This window comes from Klebsiella sp. R445, assembly GCF_051131755.1.
Taxonomy (GTDB): Bacteria; Pseudomonadota; Gammaproteobacteria; order Enterobacterales; family Enterobacteriaceae; genus Klebsiella; species Klebsiella lignicola.
In genome coordinates this window covers 2,553,875-2,566,222 of record NZ_CP180446.1, presented here as the reverse complement: position 1 = coordinate 2,566,222, position 12,348 = coordinate 2,553,875, and the positions used below count along the sequence as shown (strand labels likewise).

General features: G+C 58.1%; 10 protein-coding genes. 5 read left to right on the top strand and 5 right to left on the bottom strand.

What is annotated here, in order from left to right; genetic code table 11:
* Positions 1-334: 334 nt before the first annotated feature.
* Positions 335-1,405, top strand: a complete 1,071-nt coding sequence (gene uxuA, locus ACMYSN_RS11980; RefSeq protein WP_462498116.1) for a mannonate dehydratase — start codon at positions 335-337, stop codon at positions 1,403-1,405.
* Between the two features lie 52 nt (positions 1,406-1,457).
* Here the strand turns inward: uxuA and ACMYSN_RS11975 are convergent, their stop codons facing one another.
* Positions 1,458-2,351: a LysR family transcriptional regulator gene (locus tag ACMYSN_RS11975; protein ID WP_462498115.1), complete on the bottom strand. Its 894-nt coding sequence runs from the start codon at positions 2,349-2,351 to the stop codon at positions 1,458-1,460.
* Between the two features lie 117 nt (positions 2,352-2,468).
* On the opposite strand from ACMYSN_RS11975, the gene ACMYSN_RS11970 reads away from it, so the two are divergent.
* The gene (locus ACMYSN_RS11970) at positions 2,469-2,651 is read left to right on the top strand and encodes a 4-oxalocrotonate tautomerase (RefSeq protein WP_434586537.1); all 183 of its coding nucleotides are present in this window, start codon (positions 2,469-2,471) and stop codon (positions 2,649-2,651) included.
* 146 nt (positions 2,652-2,797) lie between these two features.
* A complete protein-coding gene (locus tag ACMYSN_RS11965) occupies positions 2,798-3,763 on the top strand; it encodes a DMT family transporter (protein WP_462498114.1) in 966 nt (321 codons plus the stop codon).
* A gap of 21 nt (positions 3,764-3,784) precedes the next feature.
* Here ACMYSN_RS11965 and ACMYSN_RS11960 read toward each other — a convergent pair whose 3' ends face one another.
* From ACMYSN_RS11960 to ACMYSN_RS11945, 4 genes are read right to left on the bottom strand one after another with little or no spacing between them, the layout of a single operon-like run.
* Positions 3,785-6,940 (bottom strand): CusA/CzcA family heavy metal efflux RND transporter, encoded by a 3,156-nt coding sequence (locus ACMYSN_RS11960; RefSeq protein ID WP_462498113.1) that lies wholly within the window; start codon positions 6,938-6,940, stop codon positions 3,785-3,787.
* 11 nt (positions 6,941-6,951) lie between these two features.
* On the bottom strand, positions 6,952-8,238 hold the full coding sequence (locus tag ACMYSN_RS11955) for an efflux RND transporter periplasmic adaptor subunit (protein WP_462498112.1): 1,287 nt from the start codon (positions 8,236-8,238) through the stop codon (positions 6,952-6,954).
* 45 nt (positions 8,239-8,283) lie between these two features.
* Positions 8,284-8,631, bottom strand: coding sequence for a cation efflux system protein CusF (gene cusF, locus ACMYSN_RS11950; RefSeq protein ID WP_123757960.1), 348 nt, complete (start codon positions 8,629-8,631; stop codon positions 8,284-8,286).
* A gap of 29 nt (positions 8,632-8,660) precedes the next feature.
* Positions 8,661-10,046, bottom strand: a complete 1,386-nt coding sequence (locus ACMYSN_RS11945; RefSeq protein WP_462498111.1) for an efflux transporter outer membrane subunit — start codon at positions 10,044-10,046, stop codon at positions 8,661-8,663.
* 173 nt (positions 10,047-10,219) lie between these two features.
* Between ACMYSN_RS11945 and ACMYSN_RS11940 the strand changes: the two genes are divergently transcribed.
* Together ACMYSN_RS11940 and ACMYSN_RS11935 are read left to right on the top strand one after the other, a co-directional pair.
* Positions 10,220-10,903, top strand: coding sequence for a copper/silver response regulator transcription factor (locus ACMYSN_RS11940; protein ID WP_123757962.1), 684 nt, complete (start codon positions 10,220-10,222; stop codon positions 10,901-10,903).
* Positions 10,893-12,344, top strand: coding sequence for a Cu(+)/Ag(+) sensor histidine kinase (locus ACMYSN_RS11935; protein WP_462498110.1), 1,452 nt, complete (start codon positions 10,893-10,895; stop codon positions 12,342-12,344). The genes ACMYSN_RS11940 and ACMYSN_RS11935 overlap by 11 nt, the downstream gene beginning before the upstream one ends.
* The last annotated feature ends 4 nt before the right edge of the window (positions 12,345-12,348 follow it).

Here is a 12,348-nt window from a genome sequence, read left to right as displayed (position 1 = left end):
TAATGGTGAAAATGTGACCTACCGCATATTATTACCTGATGGGCAGGGCAAGGACTGGGTTAAATGCAGTGATATTTATTTTTATGTTAATAAATAACAGTATTGGTGTAAGTCTAAAAATTAAATTCATTATTTTCTTTTACAAGGACAAAACAATAAATTCCTCCGCTGGGCCTTCACGCGTTGCGTTCGGGAAATAGATTTCTTGCGTCGACGTACTCTTTTTTTTATTGGGTGGTTGATCGGCAGACTATTAGTGCATATGCTATTCAATACTAGTATGGTACATGCGCATCAACATGATGCACTGACGCAACGAAAAGGTGGATACGAAATGCAGATGACAATGCGCTGGTTTGGGCCACAGGAAGATAAAATTCCGCTGGAATATATCCGGCAGGTGCCGGGTGTCGAGGGGGTGGTGGGGGCGCTGTATGACGTAGCTCCCGGCGAAGTGTGGCCCGTCGACAAAATTCATGCGCTGGTGAAACAGGCTCACGACGCGGGCCTGACGATGGAAGTGATTGAAAGTGTTAATATTCATGACGATATCAAAATTGGCACCCCCGAACGCGACCGCTATATCGAAAACTACAAGCAAACCATCCGTAACCTGGCGGGCTTTGGGGTAAAGGTCATCTGCTATAACTTCATGCCGGTGTTTGACTGGATGAAAACCGACATGAATTACGTCCTGCCGGACGGTTCCCTCACCATGGCCTTCGAAAAGCACGGCATTGATAAGAGCCTGGAAGAGGTAGTCAAAGAGGTGCTCGATAACGCCAACGGCTTTGCGTTACCGGGCTGGGAGCCAGAGCGTCTGGCAAAAGTGCAGGAGCTCTTCGCCCGCTATGACGGAGTGGATGACGATAAACTGCGCGAGAACCTGTTCTATTTCCTGCGGGCGATTATTCCGGTCTGCGAAGAAGTGGGCGTGAAAATGGCGATTCACCCGGACGATCCGCCGTATTCTATTTTCGGTCTGCCGCGGGTCGTTAAAAACCATGCGGACCTGACGAAGATTTGCGACGCCGTCGATTCTCCGGCCAACGGGATTACGCTGTGCACCGGCTCAATTGCCGAAGACCCGAATAACAACGTCTATGAAATCCTTGCTGAATTTACGCGCCGCAAGCGGATCCACTTTGCCCACGTGCGCAATATCAAGCTGATTAAAGACAAAGACTTCTACGAATCGGCGCACCCTTCGCAGTACGGCTCGCTGGATATGTACCGCGTTATGCAGGCGCTGCACGATAACGGTTTTGACGGGTATATTCGCCCCGACCATGGCCGCTTTATCTGGGGAGAGACCGGGCGTCCGGGATACGGGCTGTTCGACCGCGCCTTAGGGGTAACCTACCTGATGGGGCTGTGGGAAGCGCTGGAGAAAAGGCGCGCCTGATGTTCGTCGCCGGGGGTTGCAGGCCCCCGGTTGGCGTTGCGTGGCGGGTGGCTTAGTGGCCGGCACCAAAGCGCTGCATCAGGAAATCAATCACGCTGCGCAGCTTGGCTGATGGCCGGATATCCTGGTGATAAATGAGGTACATCGGCGTCGGTTTGTAGGCCCACTGCGGCAGCACCTGCACCAGCCGTCCCTCGGCGATATCCGCCGCCAGAATCGACTCCGGCTGCAGCACGATCCCGCAGCCATTGAGGGCCGCTATCCTCAGCGCGTCCCCCTGGTTCGACGTAAATCGCCCTGTCACCAGCGCCTTAAACATTTCCCCGCCAGGGCCAATCAGTTCCCAGCGATCCTGATGTACCCAATAGGAGATCCCCAGGCAGCTAAAATTGCCCAACTGGTCAGGGTGTTCCGGCGTTCCGTGCTGGCGAAGGTAGTCGGGAGAGGCGGCGAGGATCCGCTGATAGGCACGCAACGGCCGGGCGACGATATCTGGCTGGTTAATCTTGCCGATATGAATGCCTAATTCCACATTCCCACGGTGCAAGTTGGGGGTCTGGTTATCCAGCGTCAGCATCACGTTTACTTCCGGGTTTTGTGCCATGTAGACGCTCAACGCCGGTACCAGCACCTGGCTGCCGAAGCTGACCGGAGCCACCATCTGCACCAGCCCTTTGGGGGTTGACTGCAGCTCCATGGCGCTGTGTTCGGCGAGCGAAAACTCCGCCAGCACCCGGCGACAGCGCTCGTAGTAGAGCTGGCCGACTTCGGTAAGCTGCTGGCGACGGGTGGTGCGGTGCAGCAAACGAGCGCCGAGCCGTTGTTCAATGGCCCTGATCTGCTTGGCGACCATGGTGGCCGATACGTCGCTGATATCGGCCGCGGCGGCAAAGCTGCCGCATTCGACCACTCTGACAAACATCTCCATGCCGGCCAGTTTATCCATGATTAACAACCTGTAGGTTCTGAATCACTTAACCTAACACACATTTATCCGGCTTCCCGTATCGGCAAAGATAAATCCGTCGACGCCAATAAGGCGCGTTACTACGAGGGAATAAAAATGCCTGTTATCCGTTTAGAGCTGCAACCTGGCCGTACGCCGGAACAAAAACGCGATTTTGCCCGGGAAGCGACCCGGGTGGCCGTGGAAACCCTGAAGTGCAAACCCGAGAGCGTGGATGTGGTGATCCTCGAAATCCCCCGGACCCATTGGGCGAAAGGGGGCGTATTGCCGACGGAGTAGTCTTTTCTCCGGGTTGACCCGCACCGGCACGGCAGTCGCTGTGCCGGCTACGCGTTGCGGCAATCCCGATTTATCTTCTGCCGTACGCCTGTGTTTCTGCGCGCCACATCAACCGCGTTGCAGGGGCGTTTACCGGATATCTCACGATGAAAAATAGCTATTCAACCGGCGTGATCTGCTGCCTGATCGCCACGCTCTCCTGGGGAGCGACATTTCCCGTCATGACCAGCGCCCTGACGCGGTTTGATCCTTATACCTTTACCACGCTGCGCTACGGTTTTGCCGGGCTGGCGTTAGCGATCGCGCTCTGTCTACGTGAGGGGCGAGCGGGCTTGAGTCTGCGCGGGCAGCGGGTGTGGCTGGCCTGGCTGCTGGGTTCGGCAGGGTTTGTGGGGTTTGGCTTTTTGGTCTTTTCTGGCCAGCAGATGGCCGGGAAGACCGGGGCGCTGACGGCGTCGATCATGATGGCCACCATGCCGATGCTGGGCATTGTGGTTAACGGCATTCTGCGGCGGATTGTGCCGCCGGTGCCCTCCATCGGCCTGATTATGCTGTCGTTCTTTGGCGTTCTTACCGTAATGACCAAAGGGCAGTATGGCAGCGTGTTCAGCAGCCCTTCGGGCTATATTGCTAATGCGCTGATCATTATGGGGGCGCTGTGCTGGGTGATTTATACGGTGGGCGCCGGCTATTTTCCCCACTGGTCGCCGCTCAAATATACGGCCATCACAACCTGCCTCGGTATGACGAGCATCCTGGTGCTGAACGCGCTGTTGTATCTCACCGGCGCGGTGTCCGTACCGGCGCTCGCCGATGTTATCTTTGTGATCCCTCACGTCTTTTATACCGCGATTATTGCCGGCTTTATCGGGATCCTGTGCTGGAATATCGGCAATAAAATTCTGACGCCGCTGAATGGCGTGCTGTTTATGGATGTGGTGCCGATAACGGCGTTTTCTATTTCGGCTATGTCGGGCGTGGAGCCCACGGCCCCGGAAATTATCGGCGCCTGCATTACCGGGGCAGCGCTGATCCTGAATAACCTCTACCTGCGCTACCGCCATGCAATGGTAAGGAGCCATCAGCGTGATAAAAAAAGGGCGCCATGTTGACGCCCTCCTGATATCCGCCGCTTACGATGATGCGGGCGGTTTCTGCCGGTGGCGATACAGCCACATCAGCTTATAGGCCGCCGGGATGATAAACAGCGACAGCAGCGGGGCGGTGATCATCCCGCCGATCATTGGCGCGGCGATACGGCTCATCACCTCCGATCCCGCGCCGGTTCCCCATAAAATCGGCAGCAGACCGGCGATAATCACCGCCACGGTCATCGCCTTTGGCCGCACGCGCAGCACCGCGCCTTGATACAGCGCCTCGTCGAGCCGCTCGACGCTGAAGGTCTGCGGATTTTCCAGCGTCGGGTCGGCCTCAATGGCGTGGCGCAGGTACATCAGCATCACCACGCCAAACTCCGCCGCCACCCCGGCCAGTGCGATAAACCCGGTACCGGTCGCCACGGACAGGTGGAACCCCATGGCGTAGAGGAACCAGACCCCGCCAACGAGGGCGAACGGCACGCTGGTGATGATCAATAAGGCTTCACCAAAACGGCGGAAGGCCAGGTACAGCAGCACGAAAATGATCATCAGCGTCATCGGCACCATCAGTTTTAACTTCTGGTTGGCGCGCTCGAGCAGCTCAAACTGCCCGGAGTAAGAGACGCTGATGCCCGGCTTCAGCTTCACCTGCTGGGCGATGGCCTGCTGCAGATCGTGCACCACCGAGACCATGTCGCGATCGCGGGCGTCGATGTAGATCCAACTTGCCGGGCGGGCGTTCTCGGTTTTCAGCATCGAAGGGCCAGTCACCACCTTCACGTCGGCCACGTCACCGAGGGTGATCTGCTGCTTCAGCGGCGTCAGGATCGGCAGTTGGCGCAGGGCTTCCGGGCTGTTGCGATAGCTCTGCGGGTAGCGAATGTTGATCGGATAGCGTTCAACGCCTTCGACCGTTTCGCCCACCATGGCGCCGCCGATGGCGGAGGAGACGAACAGCTGGACGTCGCCGACGGTCATGCCGTAGCGAGCGGCTTTTTCGCGCTGAATATCGATATTGAGATAGCGTCCGCCCACCAGGCGTTCCGCCAGCGCCGAGGTGACGCCCGGCACGGTACGGGCGACAACTTCGATCCGCTCGGCGACCTCGTCGATATCGGACAGTACCGTCCCGGAGACCTTAATGCCGATCGGGCTTTTGATCCCGGTGGAGAGCATATCAATGCGGTTGCGGATCGGCGGCACCCACAGATTCGCCAGCCCCGGCAGGCGCACGGTTTTATCCAGCTCCTCGATAATCTTCTCCATGGTCATTCCCGGCCGCCACTGATCCTGCGGCTTGAGCTGAATGGTGGTTTCGACCATCTCCAGCGGCGCGGAGTCGGTGGCGGTCTCCGCTTTCCCGGTCTTGCCGAACACCCGGGCGACTTCTGGCACGGTCATGATCAGCTTGTCGGTTTTCTGCAGCATATCTGCCGCCTGCGCCGCCGAGATCCCCGGCAGCGTCGAGGGCATATACAGCAGGTCACCTTCATTAATCTGTGGCAGGAATTCGCCGCCGACGCGGTTAAGCGGCCAGATAATGGTGAGGATCGACAGCAGGGCAATCAGCAGCGTGGTTTTCGGCCAGTGCAGGACCTTCAGCAGCAGCGGATGGTAGATGCGGATCAGGAAGCGGTTGAGCGGGTTGCTGGTTTCCGCCGGGATCGTGCCGCGGATCCAGAATCCCATCAGGATCGGGATCACCACGATCGCCAGCAGCGCCGCGCCTGCCATGGACCAGGTTTTGGTAAAGGCGAGAGGGCCAAACAGTTTCCCTTCCTGGCCTTCGAGGGTGAAAATCGGGATGAACGACAGGGTGATAATCAACAGGCTGATAAACAGCGCCGGGCCAACCTCCACCGAGGCGTCGGTGATGATTTTCCAGCGCGTGTCGTTACTGAGCTTTTGCTGTGGATGGTGATGCTGCCACTCTTCCAGCCGTTTATGGGCGTTTTCAATCATCACGATGGCGGCGTCCACCATCGCCCCGACGGCAATGGCGATCCCGCCGAGCGACATAATATTGGCGTTCAGTCCCTGGAAATGCATCACGATAAAGGCGATACACAGGCCGAGCGGCAGAGAAATAATCGCCACCAGGGCGGAGCGGATGTGCCACAGGAACAGGGCGCAGACCAGCGCCACCACGATAAACTCTTCCAGCAGTTTGTAGCTGAGGTTGTCGATCGCCCGGTCGATCAGCTGGCTGCGATCGTAGGTGGTGACGATCTCCACGCCGGGCGGCAGGCTGCCTTTCAGCGTCTCCAGCTTGTCTTTCACCGCGGCGATCACCTCGCGGGCATTCTTGCCGGAGCGCAGGATCACCACGCCGCCGGCCACTTCGCCTTCGCCGTTCAGTTCGGCAATACCGCGGCGCATTTCCGGGCCAATTTGCACGCGGGCAACATCGCGCAGGTAGACCGGCACGCCGTTCGCGCCGGTTTTCAGCACGATGTTGTTAAAGTCATCCAGCGTCTGCAGATAGCCGCTGGCGCGCACCATATACTCCGCTTCCGACAGTTCGACCGATGAGCCGCCCGCCTCCTGGTTCGAGGCATCCAGCGCCGATTTCACCATCGACAGGCTGATGCCGTACTGGGTCAGCTTCTGCGGGTCGACGACAATCTGATACTCTTTGACCACGCCGCCCACCGACGCCACTTCCGAGACGTTGGGGATGGTCTTCAGCTCATACTTCAAAAACCAGTCCTGCAGCGAGCGCAGTTCGGCAAGGTCATGCTTACCGCTGCGGTCGACCAGGGCGTATTCAAAGATCCAGCCCACGCCGGTGGCATCGGGACCCATCTCGGCGCTGACGCCCGACGGCAGCTTGCTCTGCACCTGATTGAGATATTCCAGCACGCGGGAGCGCGCCCAGTACGGGTCGGTACCGTCTTCAAAAATCACGTACACATAGGAGTCGCCAAACTGCGAGAAGCCGCGCACCGTTTTGGCGCCCGGCACCGACAGCATAGTGGTGGTCAGCGGCCAGGTGACCTGGTTTTCAACGATCTGCGGCGCCTGACCGGGATAGCTGGTCTTGACGATCACCTGCACATCGGAGAGATCCGGAAGGGCATCGACCGGCGTATGCACGATGGTCCAGGTGCCCCAGATACTGAGAAACAGCGCGCCCATCATCACCAGAAAGCGGTTGGCCACCGAGCGACGGATTATCCATTCAATCATTTGTCATTTCCTCAGTGGACGTGTGCCGCCGGTGCCGTACTTGCCGGTGTTGCGGCAGGCGTCTGCGCGCGCATGCGATCCAGCGCCCCGGAGATATTGGCTTCTGAATCAATCAGGAACAGGCCGCTGGAGACCACTTTCTCGCCTTCGCTGAGGCCGCTACGCACCGCGGTCATGCCGTTGGATTGCTGGAAGACGTCGATGCGTTTCGGTACGAAGCGCCCGTCGCTATCGACGGTGATCACCCGTTGTTCGGTGCCGGTATCGATCAGCGCTTTAGAAGGGATCAGCAGCATCGGCTGACTTTGCGTGCTCAGCCGGAGCCAGGCGTTCATTCCCGGCTTCAGCGCTTCATCCGGGTTGTCCACCTGCAGGCGCAGCTGGAGGGTACGGGTCTCGGCATCGGCGCTGGGCAAAATGGTCCATTTGCTGATGGTGAAGGTCTTATCGGGCCACGCCGGGACCGAGATCGTAAACTGCGAGCTGTCTTTGAGCAGCCAGGCGATAGATTCCGGCACCGCGGCGCTGATCCACACCGGGTCCATCCCCTGAATCTTCGCCACCACGTTATCTTTGGTGATGTTCATCCCGCTGCGTAAATCAAACGCGGTTATCACGCCGTCGATGGGTGCTTTGAGGGTGAAGCGGGTCTGGATTTTGCGCGTCGCTTTGAGGCGACGGATATCCTCTTCCGGCATCCCGGCGAGGCGCAGGCGCTCGAGGATCCCCTCCACCTGGGTGGCGGTGCCGCCGGTTTCCCGCAGCAGTAAATATTCACTCTGGGCTTCGACCCAGTCCGGGATGGTCAGGTCGACCAGCGGCGTGCCCTGGCGGATTTTATCGCCGACGGTCAGAGGGTAAACCTTGTCGATAAACCCCGCCGAGCGCGCCTGGACAATGACAAACTGATATTCGTTAAAGCTGACGCTCGCCGGAAGCAGCTGCGAGAAATGCAGCGGCCCGCGGCGCACGGGTTCGGTTTTTAAGCCCAGGTTTTGGGTTTGCGTCGGGTCGATGCGCACACCGGACGTGCTGGACGACGCCGCGTCTTCATCGGCATATTTTGCCACCAGGTCCATGTCCATAAACGGCGACTTTCCCGGTTTATCAAAACGGGTGTTGGGGTACATCGGGTCATACCAGAACAAGACTTTACGGGCGGCGTGTTCGCCGCTCGCCGCCGCGCTGCCTGTTACGGCGGGGGGCGAAAAATAGCGATACAGGCCTGCGGAGATAAGACCGCCAATCAGCATACTGCCGATGATTAGCGCACTGTTTTTGCGGGTGAACGATGCCATATCTTTATCCATATCAACGTTATTGGTGGTTATCTCCGTGGGCCGTTATTGCGCGAGATGGATGTCCTGTAATAAGGAGAGGTTGCCCTGCTGCACAAAGGTAAAGGCGACTTTGCTGCCGGTTTTAATATCGTTGAGTTGGGTTTGCGGGGTAATAGTGAAGCGCATAGTCATCGGCGGCCAGTTCACGGCCGGGATGGCATCGTGAGCGATGGTGACCTTTTTGCTTTCCATATCAATGGATTTGACCTCGCCGGTGGCGCTGATGGCCTGCGCCTGCTGCGCGGCGGGCTGGCTGTTCATCATGTCGCCATGCTGGTGCTCAGCGGCCTGGGCGCTAAACATCACTGCGGAAAGAAAGCCAAAAACGATCGTTTTCGTGACCTGATTCATGATTCATGCTCCTGAGAGTAAGTAAAAAGTTATTCCACCCATCCGCCGCCAAGGGCGGTGAAGAGTGTGATTTCGTTGACCTGACGGGCGTAGTTGAGGTCCAGCAAGGTTTGCCGGGTGGTGAACAGCGAACGCTCGGCGTCCAGCACTTCGATGTAGCTCACCGCCCCGTGCTGATAGAGCGTTCTTGCCCGCTGCTGCGTGATTTGCAGCGAGGCGAGGTAGCGTTGCTGGGCGCTGATTTGGTCGGCCAGGCTCTGGCGCAGGGCCAGGGCGTCGGCGACCTCTTTAAACGCGGTCTGGATTTTTTGTTCGTAATTCACCACCGACTGCTGCTGGCGGATTTCGGCAAGATCGAGGTTGGACTGATTGCGCCCGGCGTTAAAAATCGGCAGCTCGATGTTGGGGACGAAATTCCACAACCCGCTGGCGGGGTTAAATAAGCGCGATAGGTCGGTGCTGCTGCTGGATAACGAACTGGTTAAGGTTATCGACGGGAAAAATGCCGCGCGTGCGGCGCCAATATTGGCATTGGCGGCGCGTAAACCGTGCTCGGCTTCTAAGATATCCGGGCGCTGCAACAGGATCTGCGACGACAGCCCGGGCGGTAAGACCACGCCGTTGATATCAAGCAGGCTGCTGGCCGCGTCATCGGGCAGATGCTGATAGCTGCCGAGCAGCAGCTGTAACGCATTGTTGGCCTGCGCCAGTTCGCCTTCACGTTTGGCGATATCGGCGCGGGTGCTTTCGATCACCCCGCGAGCCTGCTCCAGCGCCAGCACATTGGTGCTGCCGGTCAGCAGCTGTTTCTCCACAAAGGCGTAGGACTGCTGATAGTTCTGCAATGTCTCCCGGGCCACCTGTAGTTGAGCCCAGGCCAGGCGCTGGTTGAAATAGCTTTGCGACACATTGGAAATCAGCAGGATATGGACCGCCCGGCGGGCCTCTTCGCTGGCGAAATAGTTTTGCCGGTCCGCCTCGCTTAAGTTCTTCAGTCGGCCGAAGAAATCAAGATCGAAGCTGAGGTTAAGCCCGGCCTGATAGTCGCTGTTGGTGGTGGTATCGCCTTTGAGTTTGCCGCTGTAGGTGGTGCTGGCGGCGCTATTCAGCTGCGGGTAGCGGTCGGCGTCGGTGACGCCATATTGCGCTCGCGCCTCCTGAACCTTGAGCGTCGCCATGCGCAAATCACGGTTGTTCAGCAGCGCTTCGCCAATCAGCGATTTGACCTGCGGGTCGACGAAAAACGTCCGCCAGCCAGTATCCTGATAGTGGGCAGTGGCGGCGACCAGTTTGTTCTGGCTGAGCGAGAACTGCTGCGGCACCGGCGAGGCCGGCTGCTGGTACTCTGGTGCCAGCGAGAGACAGCCGGTCAGAGCAAAGACCACGCTGAGCGTGATGAGCTTTAATGTGCGCATAGGGCAGGACATTTTTTGGCGATGATTGAATGGCTGGTACTTTACAAAACCGCCTCTGTTCGACGCGTGACAGGAGAATGACAAAGCTGTCATTTTCCTGAGAATTCATTGCTATCCGGTCGCTCTCCACTAGAATTGGAAACCCGCACAAACGGCGCGTGAAGGAGCATGTCATGAAGATTTTGATCGTCGAAGATGAGAAAAAAACCGGTGAGTACCTGACCAAAGGGCTGACGGAGTCCGGTTTTGTCGTTGATCTGGCCGATAACGGCCTGAACGGCTATCACCTGGCGATGACCGGCGATTATGACCTGCTGATCCTCGACATTATGCTGCCGGATGTGAACGGCTGGGATATCGTCAGAATGCTGCGCGCCGCCGGGAAAAGCATGCCGGTCCTGCTGCTGACGGCGCTGGGTACCGTCGAGCACCGGGTCAAGGGGCTGGAGCTGGGGGCGGATGATTATCTGGTGAAGCCGTTCGCGTTTGCCGAACTGCTGGCGCGGGTAAGAACCCTACTGCGGCGCGGGGCGTCGGCGATCGTCGAAAACCAGTTTCAGGCGGCGGATTTATTCGTCGACCTGCCCAGCCGCAAAGTAACCCGTAGCGGCGCGCGGATCACCCTGACCAGCAAAGAGTTCACGTTGCTGGAGTTCTTCCTGCGTCATCAGGGGGAGGTGTTGCCCCGGTCGCTGATTGCCTCCCAGGTCTGGGATATGAATTTTGACAGCGACACCAACGCCATCGACGTGGCGGTGAAGCGGCTGCGGGCCAAAATAGATAATGATTTTGAGCCGAAGCTTATCCAGACCGTGCGCGGCGTCGGCTATATGCTTGAGGTACCGGATGGCGAGTAAGTGGCTGCAGCGGCCGTTTTCGCTGGCGACCCGGCTGACTTTTTTTATCAGCCTGGCGACGGTGGTGGCGTTCTTTGCGTTCACCTGGATAATGATCAACTCGGTCAAAGCGCACTTTGAAGAACGCGACGTTCACGACTTAAAGCAGCTGGCGACCACCCTGGAAACGGTGCTCAATCATGGCGACGACGCGCAGGCGCGACGGCTGGAAATCCTGAAAAACGTTATCGATGGCTATGCCAATGTCTTTATCTGTCTGGATGATGCCAACGGCACGATCCTGTTCCAGTCGCCAAATGGCCCGGACCTGAGCCATATTCTGCGCACTCCGGGGCTGGCGGCGCAGCTGCAGGACGGGAGCGTGATCTCGTGGACCGACCCGCACCCGCAGGTCATGACCCATGATAATCATCAACTGCAGACCCGCGCCTGGCGGCTGATTATGTTGCCGCTCGGCAAGCAGGCGGATGGCAAACCGGCGTATCACCTGCTGATGGCCTTATCGATCGATTTCCATCTGCACTATATTAATGAGCTGAAGGCGAAGCTGGTGTCGGCGGCGTCGGTGATCAGCCTGCTTATCATCCTGATTGTGTTGTTCGTGGTCTATCAGGGGCACAAACCCATTCGCCAGGTCAGCCGGCAGATTCAGAACATCACCTCGAAAGATCTCGACGTGCGTTTAGATCCCGGTCGTGTCCCGGTTGAACTGGAACGGCTGGTGCTCTCTTTTAACCATATGCTGGAACGTATTGAGGATGTCTTTACGCGCCAGTCGAACTTCTCCGCCGACATTGCCCATGAGATCCGCACGCCGATCACCAACCTGGTGACGCAAACCGAAATCGCCCTCAGCCAGACTCGTAATCAGAAAGAGCTGGAAGAGGTGCTGTACTCCAATCTGGAAGAGTTCTCGCGAATGTCGCGGATGGTCAGCGACATGCTGTTTCTGGCGCAGGCGGACAATAACCAGCTGATTCCCGAGCAGAAAACCATGAATCTGGTGGATGAGGTCAATAAGGTGTTCGACTTCTTCGAGGCGTGGGCCGAAGAGCAGGCGGTGACGCTGCGTCTGAGCGGGAGCGCCGGGTGGGTGACCGGCGATCCGCTGATGCTGCGCCGGGCGATTGGTAACCTGCTGTCGAACGCCATTCGTTATACCCCGGCTCAGCAGGCGGTGACGATCCATATCCATGAACGCCAGGGGCAGGTGACGCTGGTGGTGGAAAACCCCGGTAAGCCGATTGCCGCCGAGCATTTGCCCCGGCTGTTCGATCGCTTCTATCGCGTCGACCCGTCCCGCCAGCGCAGCGGCGAGGGAAGTGGGATCGGCCTGGCGATCGTGAAGTCTATTGTGACTGCCCATCACGGCAGCGTGGCGGTGGAATCCGACAGCCGCTCAACGCGGTTTATCCTGACGTTACCAACGCAGCAGTTGTAACCGC